This is a genomic window from Providencia sp. PROV174 (assembly GCF_028480685.1).
GTDB lineage: Bacteria > Pseudomonadota > Gammaproteobacteria > Enterobacterales > Enterobacteriaceae > Providencia > Providencia rettgeri.
Genome location: NZ_JAMPOT010000008.1, coordinates 104,963 through 128,852, shown reverse-complemented (window position 1 = coordinate 128,852; position 23,890 = coordinate 104,963). Strand labels below are relative to the sequence as shown.

Sequence of the window (23,890 nt, the reverse complement as noted above, 5' to 3'; positions counted from 1 at the left end):
TTAATTTAATTATATGAAAGCACGAAATCAGTTACTGCTTGAAATTCTCCTGGTACAATTTCAACGGGATCTTGTTGGCCTGTTGGCGTACCTAAACCTTTCACATATGCCGCAAACTGTAATGTATTTGTTTGCTCTTGCAATTGGTGACTAGATTTAGTTGTTTCATTTAAAACGATTGGTGAGTTATTGCTATCAACTATTTGAATACCAGCACCAGATGCAGTTCCTGTAATTGCTAATAGTGACTTTGGCTCATTTGTTGCCGCAGCACCGGTAAAGGTGACATTAACAGACTGCTCGGTTTCTAGCGTACAATCAATTAATTTAATATCAAACATAACAGGTGAAGATTGGCCATCTGATTTACCATTATTACTTAATACTGAATCCGCAATTTGACCCAAATCGACAGTTTGGTCTAATGATGCAGGGTCAATAGAGCAGGGGGCACTAATAATGCTACCAGTAAATGTAACTTTACCACTACCATGATTCACAGGGGCGGAGACAGCGCTGAAGCTTATTACGCTTGTTAATGCAATACTTATTATTGACTTCGTAAATGACATAGATAATTCCTCTATTAAATAGAAACTAAATTTTGAATAAAATATTCAAATATCCCTTAATTCAAAAAGGGAGAAGGGAGTTAATAACCAATATTAAGCTAATTGGCATGCATAAATACTATATATACACCAATGCTAAGTAAAGGCAATCAATCCTATCGAAATTGTGTTTTTTGATAGGTTTCTATTTTTTATTGCCTAAAAGTCACTCTTTTAAATTATTAAACTCCTTTTAAATCAGATGGTTGGTTTTTTATAAATATATTTTTAATATTAAACCTTTTTAATAGTAGAAAGTACTTACTTTCATTTTGTTACAGTTTTAATATGAAATTTATATTTATTACTGCAATTTTGAGTAATGCAATTTCCAAATATTCAAGCGATAAAGGTTATTATTTTGAAGAGCAGGGGAGTTAATACGCTAAGAATGGGTATTAAGTATAAGTGATTTTTTGAAGGTAATTAATTCATATTTCCGGTGCAGCTTTCATTCCTAAATATAAGACACTTCTTAATGATAGAGAAATCGAAGCCTATGATTATAACTTAATTTTCAATTAACTTGAAATTATAATAAGTATTATTACCTAATTGCATGTGAACATCATCATAAATAACCAAAAAATTTATTACCGAAGAGCACGATCATGTATGTCTATTTTCCCATGGTAGCTAGAAAATGATTGTTATCCTATAAATAATTCCGTAGTATTATTAGTAGTTGTCACTATCCACATCGTGGGTATATTGTTTCCGATGTAAAGATGATTATGTGAATGATTATTACATCAATTATTTATGAGATCTTTACATGCTAAACTCATCTTTCTTTACTCGTTTTCGTAAACTGCCGAATCGTGCCTTGCATATTCTAGTCCCCTTTTTTTTATCACTGATTATGAGTGGGTTAGTTTCATTTATTAGTACATTGAAAAGTATAGGCTTTGAAAATCATCTCGTGCTTACTTGGTTAACGGCTTGGATGATTTCGTGGGCGGTGGCATTTCCTGCAGTTCTAGTTACGCTGCCATTAGCCCGGAAGTTTTCATTGCTATTTGTTCGACTAGACTAATGATCGATGTATTATTGAAAATCCCAACAACTTAAATAAATCTTGGTAAGAGTTATCGTGCCAGTTGAACGATAACTCCCTACTTTATCAGCATTTCGATAGTTTCATCTTGCGTTGGCTAGCGATTTCTTACTGCTTTATCGCTATCAGAGTTTTCAGTTGTATTTTTCATGATTTATAGTCAACGACTAAATGGCAGGTGGTTTTATAAGGGATTAAGTCTGTATTTTTATTTTCTATCCAATCTATGATTAATTGTAATGCCCCTGGTGAGTAAGCTTTACGCCCAGACCATAGAAAGTACCATTGATGTAATATTGGCCAATCACTCTCTAATTGATAGTTAAATTCAGGTGCACGAAGTAACCCATGACTCGCGTTCGGAAAAACAATGATATAGGCTTGATGATTAGTATCTAATGCGGATCTATAACGGCAGGCATTTAACTGTGCATCCACATTCATATCATCATTACCCCAAACAGCTAATATGCGGCCATTCATTTTAGTTAGAGAAGCGGATGAGTCACTTAAATAGTTTTTGACAACAAAGCTAAATCGATCCGTGCTCATCTCATTGCGATGATTCGGGTTTTTTGTGCCATTTTCCCCAAAAATAGCATCATTTTCTTTTTGTTCTTTCGCTAATAATTGTGAAATTTCCTCTGAAGTTTTACCTTGCTTAGCATAACGAAGCCCTTGGTAGAATTGCCCTTGTTCACGCCAATTAACGGCACCACCAATAATAACGGAAAATGCTGGCTGTGAATGGCTTGCTGCGATAGGGATAACCCATCCTGCTTGGGAAAAACCGAAAAATCCTACTTGAATGTTAGGGTAGCGTGATTGCATTAAATGCAGAGCGATAATTGCTTCTTCTGCACGGTCACCCATAGATTGGTACAACCAATTTCCTTGACTATGGCCTATACCGGCTTTATCCCAAGAAAATATAGCGATATTATTATCTAGCAGCGTATTAAATAATGGGTTATACCCATTATTTGAAAAGCGGTCTTGTGGGCCATCACCATGAATGATCACTGCAATTGCAGATGGTTGCTTGTTTTTAGGTAAAAGTAGGGTACCTGATAAATTGTTCCCTTGTGATATAAACGTTATTTCTTCTTCAGTCGCATTATCGAAATCAAAATCATCAAGGTGACTAGTAAAAAATACGATAAGGCTAAGTAAACATAGTGATGCAAGCAATCCAATAATAATGCGACCACGAGTATAACGTTTCATTTTATTATCCTTACCAATTTATCTTTATATCATCATAACAAATGATATGGACCAACCTAATCCATGAATGCTATGAGTTAATACAACGGCTTTCCATTAGTACTGTGCGACTTTGGGCATTTGGCATGTTGATAGGAAATACTGATATGCACCATGGTAATTTATCATTTATTAGTAGCCATGGTCGTCCATATCAGCTTGCGCTTAAATCGGGGCGGTGAAATCGTAAACTCACTTCGAGTGGCAACGCTACTCGATTTCGTGAAAGGTGTATTAACCTGTGGGGTACCATAATGCCTAAACCTTAAACATCATTAAGGTAGATTTAAGGCTTAAGTGGATATTTGTTATGCATGATTGTGGTCATTAGTGAGGCGTTAATATTATCTTTGCTTTTAACGTCGCGAATTACACCATGGGTCATTAGAATATGCTCCCGTATTATCAATCGAATTGTTTTCTATCATATCCAAATAGAGTAACTCAACTTCAGTTCTTGCCCATGGCGTGCGACGAAGAAACTTTAAGCTAGATTTAATACTTGGATCTTTGTTAAAACAGTTTATTTTTATAATGCGTCCAAGTTGGCTCCAACCGTATCTATCAACCAATGCATTAACTTGCATTTCTAGTGTAACTCCATGTAAAGGGTCTTTCGATTTATATTCACTCATTACGGCATATCCGAAGCATAGGCAGGTTATTATTAAGCGCATATAAATAAGCTGAATACCAATCTAAGTCAATAGGGTGTTAACAATGACTGAACGAGCAAGGCCTATTTTGCTTTGATATTCTATTTAACATAATATGCATTATGCGAATCTAAGTGTGAAATGAAGAAATACAGCGTTTTGGCTGGTTAATCGTGTTGTTTCTTTTTTGGTTCTAAACCCAATTCGACTTCATAAATCTTCCGTTTTGCAATGACTTCTATGGGTTCTGCAATTGCTCTGATATCTGTTAGTTCCCATGCTAACCAACCTAATTCATAATATGATGCACAAGCTGCTGCCATATCACTCTCGATAAATGGTCTGACTTTATTGACCTTGACGATTGCAACTGCCTTACCCATTTCTTCATCATCGTCGCTTAACAGGTAACGTGAATTTTCGACGATTAACAATTCTTCTTCTGCATCTATGTTTGGTGGCCATTTTCTAATTTCTAACGTTTTTTCACCCAATGCAATTTTCTGCCCACTCGGTCTAACTATAGATATCGCTTTCATATTCTATTCGCCTAAATAAAAATCATCAGTTAACCATAAGGTAGCCAATACTGAATGATAAATCCTATCAATGTCTTACCAATAAGCTAATACGTTATTTGATAGCAAATTTTAATAGTAAATGAAGTATCTAAAATGCTAAACCACAGATTACTTAACTGATTTTTTTGATATTTTGCCTCTTTGTGCTAAATAAATTTTGGCAATATGCTACGGGTATTCCCACAAAAGTTATTGACCGACGTTTGATGCCAAACAAGAATATGACGGTGCATTACTTCTATAATTACCTGCTAATTTACTCATATAGATGTGGTCACATGGCTTACAAACTGAATCTTAACTGGCCTGAATTTTTAGAAAAATACTGGCAGAAAAAACCCGTTGTATTGAAAAATGCATTTCCTGATTTTGTCGACCCTATCACACCGGATGAACTGGCCGGCTTGGCCATGGAGCCGGAAGTTGACAGTCGCCTAGTCAGCTTTATTGATAACAAATGGGAAGCGAGTCACGGCCCGTTTGAAGATTTCAGCGAACTAGGCGAAAAAGGATGGTCACTACTGGTACAAGCAGTCAACCATTGGCATATGCCGGCGGCCGAACTGGTGAAACCGTTTCGTGTACTGCCCGAGTGGCGTCTTGATGATTTGATGATCTCCTATTCTGTGCCTGAAGGTGGTGTTGGACCACATATTGATAACTATGATGTTTTCATCATCCAAGGTATGGGACGCCGCCGCTGGCGTGTGGGCGATGCCCTACCGATGCGTCAATTCTGTTCACATCCGGCATTATTACATGTCGACCCATTTGAACCGATTATTGATGTGGAAATGGCGCCAGGAGATATTCTGTATATTCCGCCGGGATTCCCTCATGATGGTTTCACTTTCGAAGATACCATGAACTATTCTGTCGGCTTTCGCGGGCCGACTGGACGCGATCTGCTGAGCAGTTTTGCAGACTATGCGCTGGAACAGGATTTGGGTGGCATAAATTATGGCGATCCTGACCTCACGGTGACTAAAAATACAGGCACCATGAAACCTCATGAGGTTGAACGTCTACGAGGTATGATGATTGAAATGATCAACAAGCCGGGTGATTTTGAACAGTGGTTAGGCCGTTTTGCAACGACACTACGTCATGAGCTGGATATTGCGCCTCCGGAACCACCATACCAACCAGAAGAAGTGCTAAGTGCGTTAAATGATGGCCAAAAACTGATCCGACTGAGCGGCTTGCGTGTGATGTGTATCAATGAGCACTTTTTCGTGAATTCTGAAGGCTGGATTACCACAGAAACAAAGGGTGCGGATGCATTGTGCCAGTTTACGGAAGTCGACAGCAATGAACTCGGTGAAGCACTTGAGAGCCCCGCTTTTATCGCGCAATTAACCGAATTTATCAATCAAGGATATTGGTATTTCGAAGAATAAGTCGCACCTACCCAACAAGATAAAACACCTACTGATGGGTGTTTTATCCCTTCTGTCCTTGTACTTTTGTCAGCTTTTAGGTTTTATCTGTTATCTAATAAAAGTCAAATAAGCTAGTTTTAGTCATTATCTTACTTAGCGGCACTTATGATTGGAGTTAAAAATGACAGTTCCTACTCGGCTGGTCAGCGGCTTATTATTCGCAACACTTTTGGCTTCTCAACACGTACGTGCTGATGCTGAAACAAAATTAAATCAAGATGTTAAACTAAATCATGCAACTGTGTTTTTACGCGGTGCTACCTTGGACAATAGTGTGACACTGTCACTTAATAAGGGGCAGACTGAGGTTGTTCTTACAAATATAGCAAGCAATATTGACGCTCAAACACTCTCAATTGACTTTGATAATAGTGATGTGACTATTCGTTCTGTAAATGTACAAAATGTGGCAGTTACACCTACATACCCTGCCAATATTGTTGAATTACAAGAACAACAAAAGGACTTAGTTCAGCAAGTTGAAAACTTAAATATTGCAATTAAAGTCGGTGAAGAACAATTAAGCTTATTGAAAGATCAGCGCTTTTTTGGGGAAAATAACACGCAATCATTAGAGCAATCCTCTCAGAAGTTAGACTTTATACGTCAACAAATGACTTCAATACTGCATGAACAACAAAAACACCAATTAGCGATTGATAAATTAGAAGAAAAACTTGCGATATTGCAAACGCAGATCGATGAAAAAATGCCTTCGTCTGTTGGCCAGCAAACTCAGATTGTCATGTCGGTCGATGCGGCTAAACCAACCACTGCACAGCTTCAATTGTCCTATTTAACGCCTGATGCCGCGTGGTCACCGAGTTATGACATTCATAGTCAGGACGTTGGGTCGCCAATCACCCTCACGTATAAAGCCAATCTAATTCAAAATACAGGCATTGATTGGGAAAAAGTCAATTTGACCTTATCGACGGTTAACCCATCAAAAAATATCATGCCTTCTGTTTTACAACCCTGGCGCTTATCCGTTTATGATGATAATGCTCAAATAGCGCGTCAGGTTCGAATGAGGATGCCTGCAGCCCCTGTGGCAATGTATGAGGAAAATGGTGTTAGTGAGAAGAAAAAAACAATCAGTTCGGGTGTATCAGACTTTGTTACAACGTCTAATAACGGTATCAATTTAAATTATCAAATCGCCCTGTCTTATTCACTAAAAAGCGCGAACAAGCCGAATACGGTTACCATCAAACAACAAAATCTCGATGTAAAATACAAATATACCACCACGCCAAAACTGATTGAAGAGGTGTTCTTACAAGCAGATATCGACAATTGGCAATCACTTAACCTATTGAATGGAAATGCTAATATTTATTATGGTAATACTTATATCGGCAACTTTATGATTAATGCAAATCAATTGGTTGATACATTGCGAATTCCTTTTGGTGTTGACAAGAGTATTCAAGTTTCCCGCGAACCAAATGAAAAAATAAAGAAAAAACCGAGTTTTATGGGATCAACAATCCAACAAACAGAAAGTTACTTGGTCAAAGTAAAAAATATGCATGCGAAACCAGTTGAATTAACGGTTTATGACCAAATTCCGCTAAGTGAGGACAGTGAGATAAAAGTGTCTGAAATAGAGGATAAAAGCGCAGTCACCAATAAAAGTACCGGCGAAATAGCCTGGGATATTACCTTAGAGCCTAATGAAGAAAAGCAAATTTCATTCAGTTATACATTGAGCTATCCAAAAGATAAGCAAATCTTGGGGTTATAACAATTTTTGTAGTTAATGTTAGATAGCGTTAAAATAAACCCACGCTAACATGACAATAACAACTATGAGGTTTCCATGATTATTTTAGTAACAGGTGCTTCTTCTGGTTTTGGTGAATCAATTGCCCGTAGATTTATCAAACATAATTACACCGTTATAGGCACTGGGCGCAGAACAGAGCGTTTAGACGCTCTCCATCAAGAATTAGGGGATAAATTTTACCCGTTAACATTGGATATCCAAGACAGAAAAGCCATTCATGATGCCATTGCCAATTTGCCTGCACACCTCAAAAATATCGATGTTTTAGTTAATAACGCAGGTTTAGCATTAGGCTTAGAACCTGCATTTAACGCCAATCCTGATGATTGGGACGTTATGATTAATACAAATACCAAAGGTTTAGTGAATATGACCTATGAGGTATTGCAAGACATGGTTGCGAAAAATCACGGTCATATTATTAATATTGGTTCTACTGCGGCAAGTTGGCCTTACAAAGGTGGTAATGTTTATGGTGCAACCAAAGCCTTTGTGAAACAATTTTCACTTGGTTTACGTGCTGATTTACAAGGGAAAAAAATTCGAGTTACCGATATTGAACCAGGCTTAGTGGGTGGCACAGAGTTTTCAAATATTCGCTTTAAAGGGGATGACGATAAAGCAGCTAGTACTTATCAAGGCGCAGATGCTCTGACCCCTGAAGATATTGCTGAAACAGTGTATTGGGTTGCCACGCTACCTGCTCATATGAACGTAAATACATTAGAATTAATGCCTGTTTGCCAAACGTTTGCAGGTTTAACCGTACATAAACAACTTTAAATTTTAGTACTATTCTATACAGACGCACTAGCACTTTTTTGGCTATACTCAGATTATCGGTCCTGTTTAGTAAGGAATTACCATGAATTCACACAAAATGTTGAAAACTGGCTTAACTGCGATATGTTTTTGTCTCCCTCTACTTTGGGCTACGTCGTCTTCTGCTGCACAGTCGACAACATCATGTACTGCAGGTAGTACATGCGTTTCAGTAGGTAAAGGCGATGACTCTCTTAATAAAGAGCAAGCGCGTCAAGAAAAGGAACAATGGGATAATACTCGTATGTTGCGTAACAAGGTTAATACGCGTACTGAAAAAGAGTTTGATAAAGTAGATGCGGCTTTTGATGCAAAAGATAAATGTGAAAAAAGTCTTAATCTAAATGCTTATTGGGAGCCAAGCACCAAACGTTGCCTTGATGTGAGTAATGGTCGTCCAATTAGTAATCCATAACCTTATAATAGGTTGCTTTATGGAGTTGTTGATCAAGGAGATAAGATGAAAAAGAAATTATTGTTACCCTTATTTGTACTGATGTTAGCGCCCGCTTTTGCGCAAGCTTCATGTGAAAGTGTGATTGAGGAAATCAAGCAAAAGATTATCAATAATGGCGTTCCTGCTGATAATTTTAGTTTGGTTGCAGTACCTAATGATGAAGTTGACTCATCTAAAGGTCAAGTTGTAGGTCACTGCCAAAATGATTCTTATAAAATTATTTATACCCGCCATTAGTCTATATTTTAGGTAAAATAAAGGGCGCTATTTTATGATGGCGCCCTTTTTCTTTGTTGGATTATTAACGCAATTAGTTAGGAATAGCGATAAGTTCTTGCAGTTTATCTGTATTGAGATAATGCCCTAGCTCTCTTTCTTCGGGCCGCAATAAATACGGGATTTCCCCAATTAATGGTGCCTTAATATGATGTTGTAACCGATCAATTATTTGGGCATAGTGCGCTAACCCTGGGTTGATACGGTTTGCCATCCAACCGATTAATGGTAACCCATCTGCTCGAATTGCATCCGCAGTTAATAGGGCATGATTAACACAGCCATGTTGAATGCCAACGACTAAGATAACACCGACTGGCTGGCCTTTTAACCAGTCTGCATAAAAAGTATTGTCATCAAGCAAATAGCGCCATCCCCCATTACCTTCGATAACAACCATGTCACATTGGTGATGTAAATGGTCTAGGCCATGCTTTATTTTATTGAAATCAATGCTGTTCTCATGGCTGTAATTATCCGTGATACGTACAGGATTAACTTCATTGTAGGAAACAAGGTCTTTAGAAACACTGTGAATTAGCAATGCATCTTTATTTCTGATTCCTTCAGGGGTATCAATGCATTGGTCAGCAATAGGTTTGTAACCCACGGCCTTAATTCCTTGGTTATTTAGTGCTTGCAGGATGGCAAGCGTCGATACTGTCTTCCCGACATCTGTATCTGTCCCGGTAACAAATAGATTGATCATGGTCTTTTTCTATCCTGAAGTGACAGACTTGTACAGCAATAAGCTGCAAAAATGATATGGATTCAGTTTATTGGAATGGGTAAGTGAGAAGTTTGCGTTAGCTCAATTTTGTGTACGATAGTATAAATATTATCGAATTGTTTTAGCCTTGTAATAGTTGTAGCAGTAGTGAACCATCGTATAACGCTCGCTGTATTAATGAAGTTTCACTATCTTTAATGCTAAATGTGGATTTTTCTATCGATAATTTGGATGAGTACAGAGGAATGGAATATTTGTTTATATGTTTATGTAAACATTTTAAAAACAGATCAGAACCTTGATTCAAAGGAGAATTAATCAAAATGAGCTCACTACCCAATAAATTTACCATCAGTGCCAACGGCTTTGCCAACTGTTGTGCAGCTTTATTAATAAGATAAACACAAAGACTGTCGTTTAGAATTGCGCCAGCGCAAATTTTATCCATTGAGATATCTTGCTGATGCAAAAATGAATCAGGGTAGTTTATTAGCAAATTATTAGCTTGTTGTAATATTGCAGGAATGGAAGTTTGGGTTTCTAAGCAATCATAGCTACCACAGTAGCAAGCGTTATTTTGTTCAGACTCACATTGAGTATGGCCGAACTGAATAGGCCGATGGGTACTCGTATCCAATGTTGTCCCATGGCTTAATACCATGACATTAACAACATCTTGTAGCTGTAAGTAAATGATATTTTTTTCTTTTCTTTTCTTCTGATGGGAGAAGTGGTCCATTAATGCCAAAGCATCCACTGGCGGATGCAAATAAACGGGTAAACCAGTTTGCTTAGTAAGATGCTCCGCGATGGCAAGTTGGTGAATTTTAAAAGAAGAATGCTGATAAATAACGCCAGTATGGGGATCTAAAATACCATCAATAAGAATACTTATCGCGGTGACTCTTTCTAATATTTTTTGCTGGCTGGCAAAGAATTGACTAATTAATTCAGAAAGAAAATCGATAAATTCACTATTTCCTAACGGTGTAAATGAATACTCTGTTTGAGCTAAGGTAACCGCGTTAATTTCTTTCAGAGAAATAGTGAGTTTTTGACCTTCGATACGAATGGCTAAAAATTGCCACCCTTCACTTTCAATGACTAACCCGACTGCTGGGCGTCCGCGCAAACCAAGTACTGGAAACTCTAATTCTTTAATTAAGTGAGCATCCATAAGCTCACGTGTAATTTTGGTAATACTAGCGGGCGCAAGCTGTGCTTGTTTTGACAACGCAATACGCGAAATTGGACCATGTTGATCAATGATACGGTAGACAATACCTGTATTTAATTGTTTGATTTGGTCTATATGACCAGTTTGATTCACCATGGTAATAATTCAATTCCTTTATAAAGCAATGAGTTATTATGCCTTAAACTGTGTATGAATGATTTCGTTTACATTGAAAATGTGAACTCGCTCACTCTTGGTTGCCAACAATGTTGGCTATCAAAAGATTTGTTAATTTTTTGGCGACGGATGGCAATGTTCTACGTGTATTGTAGACTAACCAGACTTCAGATGAAGCATTAATATTAGTGAGTTTTAAGTATTTTACACCATCAATTTTCATTCGTGTAAATGACTCTGTAATCACCGAGATTCCCATGCCAGCAGAAACTAATCCCAAAATAGTCATAGCTTCCCCGGCTTCTTGAGAAATGGTTGGAACCACTCCCGCAGATGTTAATAATTGACTGATTTCATCATATAACGCCGTACCGACATCACGCTCAAAGAAAATAAAAGGATAATCAGCAAGTTGTTGAATATCTACACCTACATCAATAAATTCTAATAATGGATGACCTTCATAGACGGCCACCATAAAAGGCTCTTTAAATAATAATTTATAATCCAATTGTTCTGGTAATACCGTATTTCTCATAATACCAATATCAATTCGTCCAGTAATTAATGGTGCTATCTGTTGTTTGGTATTCATCTGGTGCATATGAATAGAAACTTCAGGGTAAGCTTCTCGATATTGCCGTAAGCTCATCGTCACTTTGTGCATAAATGGCGTAGTTGAAGTAAAACCAATGGATAACTCTCCAAGTTCACCCTTTTCCATGCGAGCTGCTTTTGTTGCAGCTGCATCGACTTGAGCTAAAATTTGATATGCTTCTTTTAAGAACATCGTGCCCGCTGCTGTTAAGGCCACATTTCGGTTATTTCTTTCCAATAGTTTTGCATTAATTTTCTCTTCAAGTATTTGTATTTGCTGACTTAAAGGGGGCTGCGAAATATGCAATCGTTCAGCAGCTCTGCCAAAATGAAGTTCTTCAGCGACAGCAATAAAGTATCGAAGATGTCTAAGTTCTATACTCATCGTTTGATTAACACTCATTGATATGTTTAAAGTATTATTGTTAATAATTAATATATTAGACAAAAAACTAAAAAATTTCTATTCTTTGATCGAAATCAAACGTGATGGTATGACAAGGAATATACATGGAACACTCACAAAATAGCCTTACATCTGAGCAAGCTAATGAAGGAATAAGAACACCCTTGCAGGGACATACCACACCAAAAAAACATTACATACAAAGAGATGACGCGCTGTATTTACGTGTGACCTTATCTTTTTTTACCGTTGGCTTTGCCACATTTGCTTTGCTGTATTTCGTTCAGCCAATTTTACCTATGCTGTCAGAAGATTTTAACATTTCCCCTGCGACAGCAAGTTTATCATTATCACTGAGCACGGGCTTAATGGCATTAGGGTTATTAATTACTGGGCCAATTTCAGATGCAATAGGCCGTAAGAATGTGATGGTTATTGCATTGACCTGCGCCGCTTTATTTACCCTACTCAGCTCAATCATGCAGAGCTGGCAAGGGATCTTAATTGCCAGAGCATTAGTTGGTTTATCGCTAAGTGGTGTTGCTGCCGTGGCTATGACCTATTTAAGTGAAGAGATCCATCCAAGTTATGTTGCACTATCTATGGGGTTGTATATTAGTGGCAACTCGCTGGGAGGTATGAGCGGCCGGTTAATGACGGGGGTGATCGCTGATTTTTATTCATGGCGTGTTGCTGTCGTTATTTTAGGTTCGTTAGCCCTTATTGCCGCAATTGGCTTTTGGCGCTTACTGCCCCCTTCTCAACATTTCCGCGCGAGTTCTTTAAAACCTAAAAATCTATGGGTTAATTTACATCTACACTTTAGAGACAAAGGTTTACCTTTTCTATTTATCGAAGGTTTTGTCTTGATGGGTGGTTTTGTCACAATGTATAACTACATCGGATACCGTTTACTTGACGCTCCTTATTTATTTTCTCAGTCTACGGTTGGCTTGCTATCCGTTATTTATTTAACAGGGACTTACAGTGCGACTAAAACGGGAAGTCTAACTCAAAAATATGGGCTTGGTCGAGTGCTGATAGCGTCTATTACTATGATGTTAGTCGGCATTTTAATTACATTATATTCAAATATATGGTTAGTTTTATTCGGAATGACAGTACTGACAACCGGTTTTTTTGCTGCGCACTCTGTTGCCAGTAGTTGGGTGGGACGCCGAGCTAAACGAGCACGTGGACAAGCTTCTTCTCTGTATTTATTCAGTTATTATGCAGGGTCAAGTATCGCAGGTACAGTCGGTGGGTTATTCTGGGAACACTTCGGTTGGACGGGTGTTGCGCTATTTATCGCTGGCATACTGTTTATCGGTCTTATCATCGCTTGTCGTTTAAAATCAATTTGTTATAACCAGTAGATTAGAGTCTGATAAAGGTTAAACTACCATCTTCCCCCGTTATTAGTGGATGATATGAGTGTCTATTAATAACGAGGAAACCTAATGAAATCATTCTCTATAAAAGCATTTTTATTTGCACCATTGCTTTTTTGTTGCAGTTTTGTGGTCTGGTCGCATGGCTATGTTGAGTCCCCTGAAAGTCGTTCATACTATTGTAAGTTAGGGGTAAATAAGCAATGTGGCCCAGTGCAATATGAACCGCAATCCATTGAAGGCAAAAAAGGTTTCCCTCAATACGGCCCTGCTGATGGTAAAATTGCCAGTGCAGCTATTGCCGCTTTTTCTCCCTTAGACATACAAACTACTGATCGGTGGCAACGAGCTATTATAAATTCACCAAATGTTAGGTTTAAATGGCGCATTACTGCGAAACATAAAACAACAAAATGGGAATACTTCATCACTAAGCAAGACTGGCAACCAAATGCCTTGCTATCGCGTAATCAATTTACACTAACCCCATTTTGTAAATTTGAACGTGTAGAAATTCCAGGGGAGATCGTGGAACACAATTGTGTATTACCGAAAAACCAAAAAGGTTACCATGTAATTTTAGCAATTTGGACGATAGATGATACACCAAATGCGTTTTACCAAGTCATTGATGCAGAAATAAATTAGCGTAAACGTAAGTCATATATAAGAGAAGGACAAGTGTTAAAATACCCACTTGCCCTTTTAGGCTGTATTTTCTTGTTGATAAACACGATAGTTAATGTAATTATTGTTTATCATAAATCGAATGTTGTAACTAAATGACAAATAAACAAGACCTAATTGATACGTTTAATGAATTGGAATCACAAATAAACCAATTTAGTCTTTTGCTATTAGAGCAATCAAAGCAAGTACCATTTACAGCCCATGTATTTCAATTACCTTCGGTCATCAAAGGCGAAGAAAATAATGAGATAGAACAAATCGCAGTGCAAACAGTGGTAAGCCATGAAGCGGTAAGAGAAACAATAAAATTAATTAACTTGTTATTTTTACAGAATAAATCGGAAGAAATTAGCAATAAAGCCGCTATCCGCTTACCTGGGGGAATATGTATACAAACCAATTTACAGACGTATCGTGAATTTAATTCATTAATTTCGAAAATCAATGAGTTAAAGATGCATATAAAAGCAATAGTCACTCAAGTTAACGAACCACATCGATTCGAGTTTATACGTAGCAGTTTACATGGACTGCTAACATTAAATACCTACCGCACCCTCACCTCATTGGTTGATATCGATACGATTAATTTTGGTTGGGCAAATAAAAAAGTAATCAATAAAGTGACCAAAGAAACAGTACTAGACCGCTTACAAGCAAGTTTAGAAAGTGGTCGCTCCCCTCTTCATTTACCTAAAGAACATTGGCTTTTACAATTGGAAAATGAAATTCGCTTAATTGATTCCCTACCCCATAATGTGGTTTTGAAAATTCAACGTCCTGTCAAAGTTCAGCCAATAGCGCGAGTGTGGGATAAAGAACAACAGAAACAAACGCAGTTTGCCTGTGCAACACCTTTATTTGTTTTTGCACTTGAAAAAACGGTGACAGAAATTAAAGTCGGTGAACTCCCCGATTACCATGCAAATAACATTGCTATTCGTAATCGCCCTAAAGCAAAAGCAGTTGAATTATTAATACCACGTTTAAATTTGTATATTGAGCGCTAAAAAAACACCCATCTGTAAAACAGTATGGGTGTTATATATTCGCTAGTTTAATTGGCTAGCTTAAGATTTCATGCTGCCAACCATATCTTCTGGACGAACCCAATCATTGAACTGTTCTTCAGTTAAATAGTTGAGTTTCAATGCAGATTCTTTCAATGTCAGCCCTTCTTTGTGAGCTTTTTTAGCAATTTCTGCCGCTTTATCGTACCCAATGTGAGTATTTAAAGCCGTTACTAACATTAACGATTCATGAAGTAATTTCTCAATGCGCTCACGGTTTGGTTCAATGCCAATCGCACAGTGCTCATTAAAGCTACGCATACCATCCGCTAACAAACGAACGGATTGTAAGAAGTTATCAATTAGCATTGGGCGGAATACATTCAGCTCAAAATTACCGGATGCACCACCAATATTAACAGCAACGTCATTTCCCATCACTTGTGCGCATAACATGGTTAATGCTTCACACTGCGTAGGATTAACTTTACCGGGCATGATTGAGCTGCCTGGCTCATTTTCTGGAATCGAAATTTCACCAATGCCGCAACGTGGGCCAGATGCTAACCACCTAACATCGTTCGCGATTTTCATTAAAGAGGCAGCCAAACCTTTTAAAGCACCGTGTGCGTGCACAAGACTATCGCAAGTTGCCAATGCTTCAAATTTATTAGGAGCTGTAACAAATGGCTGGCCAGTTAATTCTGCGATTTTTTTCGCAACACGCACTGCATATTCTGGATGCGTATTTAAACCAGTTCCTACTGCTGTACCACCTAACGCTAATTCACACACATGCGGAACAGAATTTTCAATGTGTTTTTCATTATGCGCCAACATTGCGGCCCAACCTGAAATTTCTTGACCTAATGTCAGCGGGGTTGCGTCTTGTAAGTGAGTACGACCGATTTTTACGATATCTTTAAATTCTTTCGCTTTTGCATCTAATGTTTGATGCAAAACTTTCAGTTCTGGGAGAAGATGTTCGCGGATTGCGACAACCGCAGCAACGTGCATTGCTGTTGGGAAAACATCATTTGAACTTTGACTTTTATTCACATCATCATTAGGGTGAATAAGACGATCGTTGCCACGTTGGCCACCGAGAATTTCGCTACCACGGTTAGCTAAAACCTCGTTCATGTTCATGTTACTTTGCGTACCAGAACCTGTTTGCCAAATGGCTAGTGGAAATTCCGTTGGATGTTTGCCAGCTAAGACTTCGTCAGCAGCAGCAATGATTGCATCACCGCGCTCTTTGGCTAATAATCCAAGATCCATATTGACACTAGCAGCGGCTTTTTTTGTTATAGCGAGTGCGTGAATCAACGCGACGGGCATTTTTTCTACAGATATACGGAAATGTTCTAAAGAACGCTGCGTTTGCGCGCCCCACAATTGGTCAGCAGGTACTTCAATTGGTCCCATTGAGTCTTTTTCAATGCGAGTGGCTGCCATTACTATCTCCTTAGGTACATACACAGAATAATTGATTTTAGAATCATCTGCTTGCAGGTAAGCAAATAACCGAGCAGTATAATGCCACAAATTGAATTTCATTTATGAGACTTAGTCGAGCTTATTGTACTGTAGTGAAAAGGAAATGAGTTGATTTTTATGAAAAAGAGAATTTTGCTATGCTTAAAATGATAAACAAAGTCCAAAATTATGACTGGGGCAGCAAAACGGCCCTGACTAAGCTATATGGGATTTCAAACCCTGATAACTTACCTATGGCTGAACTTTGGATGGGCGCTCATCCAAAAGCAAGCTCTGAAGTTCTCGATATACAAAAAAAACAAAGTATTCCACTTAACACCTTAATTGAAAGTGCCCCTGAATCCTATTTAGGTCAGCATGTTGCACAAACTTATCACCGTTTACCTTATTTATTTAAGGTGTTATGCGCAGCTCAACCGTTGTCTGTTCAGGTACACCCAAATAAAACTTACGCTGAAGTTGGATTTGCCAAAGAAAATTCAGCCGGAATCCCATTAGATTCCCCAATACGCAACTATAAAGATGATAACCATAAACCTGAATTAATTTTTGCGTTAACACCTTTTAAAGCCATGAATGCGTTTCGCCCACTCGATGAAATTGCACAACTGCTGGATTTTGTTTCAGCTGCACATCCTGATATTCAGTTATTTGTTCAAGACCCAACTGAAGAAAAATTATCACGTTTATTTGCACAAATTCTTAATCTGACAGGTGAACAAAAAGATTTAGCGCTTGGTGTATTGAAAGCAGCGTTAAATAGCCGACAAGGTGAACCATGGAACTCCATAAAACAAATGGTTAGCCTGTATCCTGAAGATAATGGGCTATTTACCCCGCTTCTTCTTAACATCGTTGAATTAGAGCCTGGTGAAGCGATGTTCTTATATGCAAGAACACCACATGCTTATCTTGAAGGTGTTGGGTTAGAGGTAATGGCAAATTCTGATAATGTGCTGCGTGCTGGATTAACAAACAAGCACATAGATATTCCAGAGCTAATTGCTAATATTGACTTTAAGCCTACGTTTGCAAAGGATTTATTAAGTATTCCCGAAAAATCTGGAAATATCTGGAAATATAATATTCCAGTAGAAGATTTTGCATTTAATATATATTCTATAGACCACTCGGAAGTTGCGCTATCTAACAATAGTGCCTCAATTTTGTTCTGTATTGAAGGCCAGTTAGTTTTGCATTCAGGTAATGATGAAATATGCATTAATTCAGGTGAATCTGTTTTTTTACCGGCTTATGAGAAAAGCATAACCATTAATGGCAGTGGTAAACTAGCCCGAGTATTTAACAAATAGAGTCATATTCTGTATTTAACCGTCTTCATTCAATGAAGACGATTATTTAAAACTTATATAAATTTATAAGTACGGCAATAACGTACTGAAAGGATGGATGTTTATAATGAAAAAGTCATTAGTCGCGGTTGGTGTTATTGTTGCTCTGGGTGCAGTGTGGACCGGAGCTTCATGGTATACAGGTTCTAAAGTAAAAGATGAACTTGATAGAGTAATCCTCAAAACCAACGATTTTTTTGCTGTAAATGTGCCTGAGTCAGGTTTGAATTTTAAAGTAGAAAATTATGAAAAAGGCGTTTTTTCATCTAAAGCGGATATCGTAATCACCTCTGCTGATTCTGCATCACCAGACGACTCTATCGTATTTAAAACGAATATTGATCATGGTCCATTCCCATTATCACAAGTTGCTAAGTTTAATTTATTACCAAAATTAGCAGCGACACAAATTGAATTAGCTAACAACGCAACAACAAAAGAATTGTTTGAAGCGACACAAGGTAAGCCATTTATTCATGGTTCTGCTGTCATTGGTTATAGCAAAAGTATTGATACCAATTTAGAGCTGATCCCTCTCGAGTATAAGAAAGATGACGTTTCATTATCTTTCAGTGGTTCTAAGTTTGATGTATCAACGACTTCTGACCTTGCTGCTGTTGATGCAACTTTAGTCACTGATAATTTAGTTATCGGTAAGAAAGATAACTCTGAATCTATGACACTAAAAGGCTTAAAATTAGTCTCTAATGTGACAAAATCACAATATGGCTTCTACACTGGAACCCAGTCATTTGTTATTGCGGATACAGATTTCAACATTCCTGAAACCAAATTCTCTTTTAAAGATTTCAAAATTTCAAGCGACACCTCTATTACTGGCGAAGATGTGAAAGGCAATATTTCTTATAGCATCTCTGACTTGAAAGCATTAGAGCAAAACTTAGGTTCAGGCGAACTGACGGTTGCTATTGAAAAATTAGATGCGAAAGCATTAGGCAAATTTGTTGAACAATATAATGAAGCTTTAGCACAAGGTTTAGCTAATGGCGACCCAACTGAAGCAACAGAGCGTTTAGCTATGGAAATGATGTCGACAACATTGCCTGAGCTAATGAAGAGCAAACCCGTGTTCACGATTAGTCCCTTCTACTGGAAAAATGAAGCTGGCCAAAGCTCAGTTGACCTAAACATCACATTCAATAAATGGAACCAAGACGAAATCACTGCGTTAGCAATGTCTAACAAAGTTGATGAAGCTATCAAGCAACTCATTACTTCTTTTGATTTCAATTTAAAACTGAATAAACCAATGATGATCGAATCAATGACTCAAGCAATGATTTTAGATCAGGGTGTTCCAGTTGATGCTAACACGAAAAAAGAAATGAAAGGCATGGTCACTTCTGAGTTTGAAGGTGTTCAGCAAATGCTGACTTCAGATATGTTCTCTTCTCCGTTTGAAGAAATGTTTATGACAGATGAAGAACGTGCTGAAAAAGCTAAACAGAAAAAATCACCTTGGATGATTGATAGCGAAAATGATTTAACTATGACTATCAAATTTGCAGGTAATGACCTGACATTCAATAATGACAAATATACCTTAGCTGAGTTCCTCACTAAGATGAAAGTAATGTCTAATCCAGAAGATGCATTAGAATATGAAGCAGTCCCTGCTCCAGATGCAGAACCAGCACCAGAAATGGAAGTTGAGCCTGAATTAGCACCACAAGATGCAGCGCCAGCTAACTAATCTAATTGATATAATTTAATCATAAAAGCCAGTTAATATCAGCTGGCTTTTTTATTTGCACATCAAAGTAAATGTGATGCATATCACATTTAAAATGTAATTATTGATTTTGTTTCACATTTTTCGTGATTAACATTTGCCTTTAACGAAATAAAAGCCAAAATGAGGACAGAAAATAGATAAAGGATCATTCCGTGATTAAAACACATTTACCTTTAACCGATTTACACCGCCATCTTGATGGCAATATCCGTCCAGAAACAATTCTCTCCTTAGCAGAGCAACACCATATTCAATTACCTGCTTCAGAGCTTGAAGCACTGCGCCCTCATGTCCAAATTATAGGACAAGAAGCTGATTTAGTGGGTTTCTTAGCAAAACTTGATTGGGGTGTCGCTGTTTTAGCTGATTTAGATGCCTGTCGCCGCGTGGCGCTTGAAAATGTTGAAGATGCCTTTAATGCAGGTATTGATTACGCAGAACTGCGTTTTTCCCCTTATTACATGGCGATGAAACACCAATTGCCTGTTGAGGGTGTAGTTGAAGCGATTGTTGATGGTGTACGTGCAGGGTGCCAACAATTTGATATTAAAATTAATCTAATTGGTATTTTAAGCCGCACTTTTGGCCAACAAGCCTGTACAACTGAGCTGCAAGGATTATTAGCGCATCGAAGTCATTTATGTGCATTAGATTTAGCAGGAGATGAGCTCGGATTTCCTGGAGAGCTCTTTGAGTCACATTTTATTAAAGCTAGAGATACTGGGTTAAATATTACTGTTCATGCAGGTGAAGCAGCGGGAGCAGACAGTATTTGGCATGCTATTAAGGTATTAGGCGCACAACGAATTGGTCATGGCGTTAAAGCAATAGAAGATCCTACTCTAATTGAGTATTTAGTAAAACATCAAATTGGCATGGAAAGCTGTTTAACGTCAAATATTCAAACAAGTACAGTTCCATCTTTAGCTCAACACCCATTAAAAAACTTTTTACAACAAGGTGTTCTGGCTTCAATTAATACAGATGACCCTGCAGTTCAAGGGATTGAGTTACGCCATGAATATGAAGTGGCTGCCCCACAAGCTGGTTTAACAGCAGCAGAAATAGAACAAGCACAACGAAATGGTCTGAGTATGGCATTTTTATCGGATAGTGAGAAAAAAATGCTCTTAGATAAAGTCGCTACCCGCTAATTTAGATATATTAAGGGCATTAGTTTTAATGCCCTCTTAAATTTAACACTCAAGTTACTCCATATAGCTAGTTCTACGCTGTAAACTAATAGACTGGCACCGTTAATCAACCTCCCCCTTCCTCTAGTTGGCCAACTTAACTTAGATACACAATTGTTAATGTATACATTATTAATCATATTGTATGTTGTAACTAAACTAAAGGTGACCTATAAATCAATATGACAAACATAGGGGGTAAATCCCCCCTCTCTCAATCTTAGGTTGATAATCGCTTAGCATAACGCTGAGCAAGTACAGCGCTGACCATCAGTTGTATTTGGTGAAAGATCATCAATGGCAATAAAATAACCCCCACTGTCGCAGCAGGAAACAACACGTTCGCCATGGGTACTCCATTCGCTAAACTCTTTTTCGAGCCACAGAAAACGATGGTAATTTCATCTTCTTTGCTAAAACCTAACAGCCGTGCAGCTAACGTATTAAATACAATGACAATAAATAAAATAACGCATGTAACAACCACTATCATCAAGAGTGAAAATGCATCTATTTTCTGCCAAATCCCCTCAACAACGGCTTCACTAAATGCCACGTAAACCACTAACAATATTGAAGACCGGTCAGTCATATTCACTAACTTACGATTACGGTTAATCCAATTGGCAATCAATGGTCGAGATAAATGCCCCACGACAAAGGGTAGCATTAATTGCATTAAGATGGAGCCTATCGCATTGAGTGTATCCATGGCTTGGCTACCATCAGCATCCATCAATAAGCCAACTAAGATTGGCGAAAGAAAAACCCCAAGAATACTCGACGCCGATGCACTACAAATAGCTGCGGCAATATTCCCACCGGCCACTGATGTGAACGCAATTGCTGATTGTACGGTTGCAGGTAAAGCACATAGGTATAAAAAGCCCATATATACCGTCGGTGACATCCATTTAGGTACAATCACCGCGAGTCCTAATCCTACAATAGGAAATACAATAAATGTACTCGCAAATACCAGGAAATGTAGACGCCAGTGCCCTATCCCCGCCATGATTGATTCACGAGATAACTTGGCTCCATGCATGAAGAACAGCAATGCAATTGCAGCAGTAGTTAAATATTGAAACCCCGTTTTTATGTCACCTTCACAAGGAAAAAGACTGGCTAGAATGACAACACCAATCATGATAAGTAAAAATGGGTCTATTCTCAGTTTAGCTAGCAAATTCATTCGATTATCCATAATAAAAGCCAGTTATGTTAACTGGCCTTATAGTGAGCGTTGATGACGTTAAAATATTTCTTCGATAGTCCGTTTTTCTTTTGCCGAACGTATACCTGCTTCAATAAGTTTCATAATATCTATCGCTTCACTCGGGGTGACAGGATTTGGTTTACCATGGCGAATCGCATCATATATCCCTTGATAATAACCACCATAATTTCCGCGTTGGTTTGGCCAAGATTGAGTTATAAGCTCATCACCTTGTGACAGCGTCACATTACCCATATTGGTATCAATTCCCCAATCAGCCCCTTCTGGACGTTGGCCGCTCTTTAAGCTGTCTTCTTGGGTGTCTAAACCATATTTAACATAGCTACCATTCATACCATGAATAACATATATCGGTGTTGGTGCAGCGGCTAATGTTGTAGCATGTAATACCACTTTTTTATCAGCATATTGCAAAACGGCATGAAAGTAATCCACTGCCTGTGCATTAGGACGGATCATGGCAAGATCAACGTTGATCCCTAACGGCCTACCAAAATATTGCAGGACTTGATCCAACAAATGCGGCCCTAAATCGTACCAAATACCGGCTCCAGGAATATTCGCTTCACGCCAGCGTTGCCTAACTAGAGGACGATAACGATCAAAATGTGATTCATAGTATTTAATATCCCCGAGCTTACCTTCTTCTAAGATTTTTTTAACGGTTAAAAAGCCGGAATCCCAACGGCGGTTATGATAAACCGACAGTAATTTTCCAGCTTGCTCCGCTTGTTGTTTCAATTGTTCAGCTTGTGAGACATCTAATGTAAATGGTTTATCAACAACCACGTGTTTTCCCGCTGCTAATGCCGCTTGCGCGAGAGGAAAGTGAGTATCATTAGGTGTAGGAATAACGACGAGTTCGATATCTTTATCAGCAAAAATAGCTTCCGGAGAGGCGGCAACATGAACATTTGGCCAATCAGCCTTAACCTTACTCGGGTCACTGCTAGAAATCGTTGTTAAATCATACCCTTCTAAAATGCCAAGGAAGGGAGCATGAAATGTTTTGCTCGCATAGCCATATCCGACGATCGCAACTTTAATTGGTTTAGACATTTAGACCTCATACAACGATAAACACAGGTGAAGATAAAAAGTACCATCAGAAGGAATGAAATGGCAAATAAATCTATGATAGGATTGTAAATTGTCCAGCGACTTCGCCAAAATGAGTTTTATTGATTATGACTTCAGTTTATGACGCTAACCGCATCACTGGCTGGTTATTAGTTCCAGCCATCTATTTGTTATTAACCTTTTTAGCTGTTTGCAGTATGACTGTCATGTACTGCATTAAATTTTATGAGATTGTCACGACTGTTGACCATTGGACAAGCTTTATTCCTGCCGCATGGTATCTGTCATTCGCAATTGCTATTGGGATGACTATTTTCAGTATCCATGTGCTGCAACTCATGTTTTCACGTTCAAAACATTTCCCTCGCCGCTTTATTATTTGGTTAATGATTTTATTATTGTTAGGTATAAAAACCTTCGCATTTTCACCGATTGATGATGAAACTGCTTTGCAAGTCTTGGCTTGGCCTTTAATTGGGGCAGGTTTCTTTGTCCCTTATTTAAAACGATCCCAACGTGTAAAAATGACTTTCACACAAGATCGATAAGCATCACATAAATTGCTTGATATCATAATGATAGTTTAACTGGCTTCGGCCAGTTTTTGTTCTTTTTTCATTTCAGGCAATAG

The 23,890-nt window shown here is 38.1% G+C and carries 23 protein-coding genes and 1 pseudogene; 14 read left to right on the top strand and 10 right to left on the bottom strand.

Annotated features, from left to right (window positions below):
- Positions 1-5 precede the first annotated feature (5 nt).
- Positions 6-572, bottom strand: coding sequence for a fimbrial protein (locus PSE60_RS06355; protein WP_272664869.1), 567 nt, complete (start codon positions 570-572; stop codon positions 6-8).
- 814 nt (positions 573-1,386) lie between these two features.
- On the opposite strand from PSE60_RS06355, the gene PSE60_RS06350 reads away from it, so the two are divergent.
- On the top strand, positions 1,387-1,647 hold the full coding sequence (locus PSE60_RS06350; protein WP_272664868.1) for a DUF2798 domain-containing protein: 261 nt from the start codon (positions 1,387-1,389) through the stop codon (positions 1,645-1,647).
- A 168-nt stretch (positions 1,648-1,815) separates the two neighbouring features.
- On the opposite strand, the gene PSE60_RS06345 is transcribed toward PSE60_RS06350, so the two are convergent.
- On the bottom strand, positions 1,816-2,895 hold the full coding sequence (locus tag PSE60_RS06345) for an alpha/beta hydrolase family protein (RefSeq protein ID WP_272664867.1): 1,080 nt from the start codon (positions 2,893-2,895) through the stop codon (positions 1,816-1,818).
- A gap of 98 nt (positions 2,896-2,993) precedes the next feature.
- Here PSE60_RS06345 and PSE60_RS06340 point away from each other — a divergent pair.
- Positions 2,994-3,153 (top strand): annotated as a pseudogene (locus PSE60_RS06340) (type II toxin-antitoxin system HipA family toxin YjjJ); the annotation flags it as partial.
- Positions 3,154-3,290: 137 nt separating this feature from the next.
- On the opposite strand, the gene PSE60_RS06335 reads toward PSE60_RS06340, so the two are convergent.
- Positions 3,291-3,569: a VF530 family DNA-binding protein gene (locus PSE60_RS06335; protein ID WP_102138573.1), complete on the bottom strand. Its 279-nt coding sequence runs from the start codon at positions 3,567-3,569 to the stop codon at positions 3,291-3,293.
- A gap of 188 nt (positions 3,570-3,757) precedes the next feature.
- Positions 3,758-4,129 (bottom strand): ASCH domain-containing protein, encoded by a 372-nt coding sequence (locus PSE60_RS06330; protein WP_272664866.1) that lies wholly within the window; start codon positions 4,127-4,129, stop codon positions 3,758-3,760.
- Positions 4,130-4,449: 320 nt separating this feature from the next.
- Here PSE60_RS06330 and PSE60_RS06325 point away from each other — a divergent pair, with 320 nt between their 5' ends.
- From PSE60_RS06325 to PSE60_RS06305, 5 genes are all read left to right on the top strand, one after another.
- Positions 4,450-5,571 (top strand): ribosomal protein uL16 3-hydroxylase, encoded by a 1,122-nt coding sequence (locus tag PSE60_RS06325; RefSeq protein ID WP_272664865.1) that lies wholly within the window; start codon positions 4,450-4,452, stop codon positions 5,569-5,571.
- A gap of 163 nt (positions 5,572-5,734) precedes the next feature.
- Positions 5,735-7,363 carry a DUF4139 domain-containing protein gene (locus tag PSE60_RS06320; protein ID WP_272664864.1) on the top strand — a complete coding sequence of 543 codons (1,629 nt, stop codon included), beginning with the start codon at positions 5,735-5,737 and terminating at the stop codon, positions 7,361-7,363.
- A 75-nt stretch (positions 7,364-7,438) separates the two neighbouring features.
- Positions 7,439-8,188: a bifunctional NADP-dependent 3-hydroxy acid dehydrogenase/3-hydroxypropionate dehydrogenase YdfG gene (gene ydfG, locus PSE60_RS06315; protein WP_272664863.1), complete on the top strand. Its 750-nt coding sequence runs from the start codon at positions 7,439-7,441 to the stop codon at positions 8,186-8,188.
- Between the two features lie 82 nt (positions 8,189-8,270).
- Positions 8,271-8,642 (top strand): DUF1283 family protein, encoded by a 372-nt coding sequence (locus PSE60_RS06310; RefSeq protein WP_272664862.1) that lies wholly within the window; start codon positions 8,271-8,273, stop codon positions 8,640-8,642.
- 45 nt (positions 8,643-8,687) lie between these two features.
- Entirely contained in the window at positions 8,688-8,921 is a 234-nt protein-coding gene (locus PSE60_RS06305; RefSeq protein ID WP_115167223.1) for a DUF1161 domain-containing protein, read from the top strand.
- Between the two features lie 73 nt (positions 8,922-8,994).
- Here the strand turns inward: PSE60_RS06305 and bioD are convergent, their stop codons facing one another.
- The 3 genes from bioD to PSE60_RS06290 form a co-directional block, all read right to left on the bottom strand.
- Positions 8,995-9,669 (bottom strand): dethiobiotin synthase, encoded by a 675-nt coding sequence (gene bioD, locus PSE60_RS06300; RefSeq protein WP_272664861.1) that lies wholly within the window; start codon positions 9,667-9,669, stop codon positions 8,995-8,997.
- Positions 9,670-9,811: 142 nt separating this feature from the next.
- Positions 9,812-11,023, bottom strand: coding sequence for an ROK family protein (locus PSE60_RS06295; protein ID WP_272664860.1), 1,212 nt, complete (start codon positions 11,021-11,023; stop codon positions 9,812-9,814).
- A gap of 91 nt (positions 11,024-11,114) precedes the next feature.
- Positions 11,115-12,026 (bottom strand): LysR family transcriptional regulator, encoded by a 912-nt coding sequence (locus tag PSE60_RS06290; protein WP_210837326.1) that lies wholly within the window; start codon positions 12,024-12,026, stop codon positions 11,115-11,117.
- A 125-nt stretch (positions 12,027-12,151) separates the two neighbouring features.
- On the opposite strand from PSE60_RS06290, the gene PSE60_RS06285 reads away from it, so the two are divergent.
- The 3 genes from PSE60_RS06285 (at position 12,152) to tus (ending at position 15,138) form a co-directional block, all read left to right on the top strand.
- Positions 12,152-13,423, top strand: coding sequence for an MFS transporter (locus tag PSE60_RS06285; RefSeq protein ID WP_272664859.1), 1,272 nt, complete (start codon positions 12,152-12,154; stop codon positions 13,421-13,423).
- Positions 13,424-13,507: 84 nt separating this feature from the next.
- Positions 13,508-14,086, top strand: a complete 579-nt coding sequence (locus tag PSE60_RS06280; RefSeq protein ID WP_272664858.1) for a lytic polysaccharide monooxygenase — start codon at positions 13,508-13,510, stop codon at positions 14,084-14,086.
- Between the two features lie 134 nt (positions 14,087-14,220).
- A complete protein-coding gene (gene tus, locus PSE60_RS06275; RefSeq protein WP_272664857.1) occupies positions 14,221-15,138 on the top strand; it encodes a DNA replication terminus site-binding protein in 918 nt (305 codons plus the stop codon).
- Between the two features lie 60 nt (positions 15,139-15,198).
- Here the strand turns inward: tus and fumC are convergent, their stop codons facing one another.
- Positions 15,199-16,596, bottom strand: coding sequence for a class II fumarate hydratase (gene fumC, locus PSE60_RS06270; protein ID WP_210837318.1), 1,398 nt, complete (start codon positions 16,594-16,596; stop codon positions 15,199-15,201).
- A gap of 179 nt (positions 16,597-16,775) precedes the next feature.
- Between fumC and manA the strand changes: the two genes are divergently transcribed.
- The 3 genes from manA (at position 16,776) to add (ending at position 20,900) form a co-directional block, all read left to right on the top strand.
- Positions 16,776-17,951: a mannose-6-phosphate isomerase gene (gene manA, locus PSE60_RS06265; protein WP_272664856.1), complete on the top strand. Its 1,176-nt coding sequence runs from the start codon at positions 16,776-16,778 to the stop codon at positions 17,949-17,951.
- A 106-nt stretch (positions 17,952-18,057) separates the two neighbouring features.
- A complete protein-coding gene (locus PSE60_RS06260) occupies positions 18,058-19,704 on the top strand; it encodes a YdgA family protein (protein ID WP_247605337.1) in 1,647 nt (548 codons plus the stop codon).
- Positions 19,705-19,898: 194 nt separating this feature from the next.
- Positions 19,899-20,900 carry an adenosine deaminase gene (gene add, locus PSE60_RS06255; protein ID WP_272664855.1) on the top strand — a complete coding sequence of 334 codons (1,002 nt, stop codon included), beginning with the start codon at positions 19,899-19,901 and terminating at the stop codon, positions 20,898-20,900.
- A gap of 259 nt (positions 20,901-21,159) precedes the next feature.
- Here add and PSE60_RS06250 read toward each other — a convergent pair whose 3' ends face one another.
- Positions 21,160-22,134 carry a bile acid:sodium symporter family protein gene (locus PSE60_RS06250; RefSeq protein ID WP_272664854.1) on the bottom strand — a complete coding sequence of 325 codons (975 nt, stop codon included), beginning with the start codon at positions 22,132-22,134 and terminating at the stop codon, positions 21,160-21,162.
- A 60-nt stretch (positions 22,135-22,194) separates the two neighbouring features.
- A complete protein-coding gene (locus PSE60_RS06245; protein WP_272664853.1) occupies positions 22,195-23,238 on the bottom strand; it encodes an oxidoreductase in 1,044 nt (347 codons plus the stop codon).
- A 128-nt stretch (positions 23,239-23,366) separates the two neighbouring features.
- Between PSE60_RS06245 and PSE60_RS06240 the strand changes: the two genes are divergently transcribed.
- Entirely contained in the window at positions 23,367-23,807 is a 441-nt protein-coding gene (locus PSE60_RS06240; RefSeq protein ID WP_272664852.1) for a DUF2569 domain-containing protein, read from the top strand.
- Positions 23,808-23,890: the final 83 nt, after the last annotated feature.

Excerpts from the sequence above, each read along its gene's own strand:
- bioD (WP_272664861.1), bottom strand. The coding sequence starts at position 9,669 with ATGATCAATCTATTTGTTACCGGGACAGATACAGATGTCGGGAAGACA.
- PSE60_RS06350 (WP_272664868.1), top strand. The coding sequence starts at position 1,387 with ATGCTAAACTCATCTTTCTTTACTCGTTTTCGTAAACTGCCGAATCGT.
- PSE60_RS06250 (WP_272664854.1), bottom strand. The coding sequence starts at position 22,134 with ATGAATTTGCTAGCTAAACTGAGAATAGACCCATTTTTACTTATCATG.
- manA (WP_272664856.1), top strand. The coding sequence starts at position 16,776 with ATGCTTAAAATGATAAACAAAGTCCAAAATTATGACTGGGGCAGCAAA.
- PSE60_RS06310 (WP_272664862.1), top strand. The coding sequence starts at position 8,271 with ATGAATTCACACAAAATGTTGAAAACTGGCTTAACTGCGATATGTTTT.
- ydfG (WP_272664863.1), top strand. The coding sequence starts at position 7,439 with ATGATTATTTTAGTAACAGGTGCTTCTTCTGGTTTTGGTGAATCAATT.
- PSE60_RS06320 (WP_272664864.1), top strand. The coding sequence starts at position 5,735 with ATGACAGTTCCTACTCGGCTGGTCAGCGGCTTATTATTCGCAACACTT.
- PSE60_RS06335 (WP_102138573.1), bottom strand. The coding sequence starts at position 3,569 with ATGAGTGAATATAAATCGAAAGACCCTTTACATGGAGTTACACTAGAA.
- PSE60_RS06280 (WP_272664858.1), top strand. The coding sequence starts at position 13,508 with ATGAAATCATTCTCTATAAAAGCATTTTTATTTGCACCATTGCTTTTT.
- PSE60_RS06290 (WP_210837326.1), bottom strand. The coding sequence starts at position 12,026 with ATGAGTATAGAACTTAGACATCTTCGATACTTTATTGCTGTCGCTGAA.
- PSE60_RS06260 (WP_247605337.1), top strand. The coding sequence starts at position 18,058 with ATGAAAAAGTCATTAGTCGCGGTTGGTGTTATTGTTGCTCTGGGTGCA.
- PSE60_RS06330 (WP_272664866.1), bottom strand. The coding sequence starts at position 4,129 with ATGAAAGCGATATCTATAGTTAGACCGAGTGGGCAGAAAATTGCATTG.
- PSE60_RS06345 (WP_272664867.1), bottom strand. The coding sequence starts at position 2,895 with ATGAAACGTTATACTCGTGGTCGCATTATTATTGGATTGCTTGCATCA.
- PSE60_RS06240 (WP_272664852.1), top strand. The coding sequence starts at position 23,367 with ATGACTTCAGTTTATGACGCTAACCGCATCACTGGCTGGTTATTAGTT.
- PSE60_RS06285 (WP_272664859.1), top strand. The coding sequence starts at position 12,152 with ATGGAACACTCACAAAATAGCCTTACATCTGAGCAAGCTAATGAAGGA.
- fumC (WP_210837318.1), bottom strand. The coding sequence starts at position 16,596 with ATGGCAGCCACTCGCATTGAAAAAGACTCAATGGGACCAATTGAAGTA.
- PSE60_RS06325 (WP_272664865.1), top strand. The coding sequence starts at position 4,450 with ATGGCTTACAAACTGAATCTTAACTGGCCTGAATTTTTAGAAAAATAC.
- PSE60_RS06355 (WP_272664869.1), bottom strand. The coding sequence starts at position 572 with ATGTCATTTACGAAGTCAATAATAAGTATTGCATTAACAAGCGTAATA.
- tus (WP_272664857.1), top strand. The coding sequence starts at position 14,221 with ATGACAAATAAACAAGACCTAATTGATACGTTTAATGAATTGGAATCA.
- PSE60_RS06295 (WP_272664860.1), bottom strand. The coding sequence starts at position 11,023 with ATGGTGAATCAAACTGGTCATATAGACCAAATCAAACAATTAAATACA.
- PSE60_RS06305 (WP_115167223.1), top strand. The coding sequence starts at position 8,688 with ATGAAAAAGAAATTATTGTTACCCTTATTTGTACTGATGTTAGCGCCC.
- PSE60_RS06245 (WP_272664853.1), bottom strand. The coding sequence starts at position 23,238 with ATGTCTAAACCAATTAAAGTTGCGATCGTCGGATATGGCTATGCGAGC.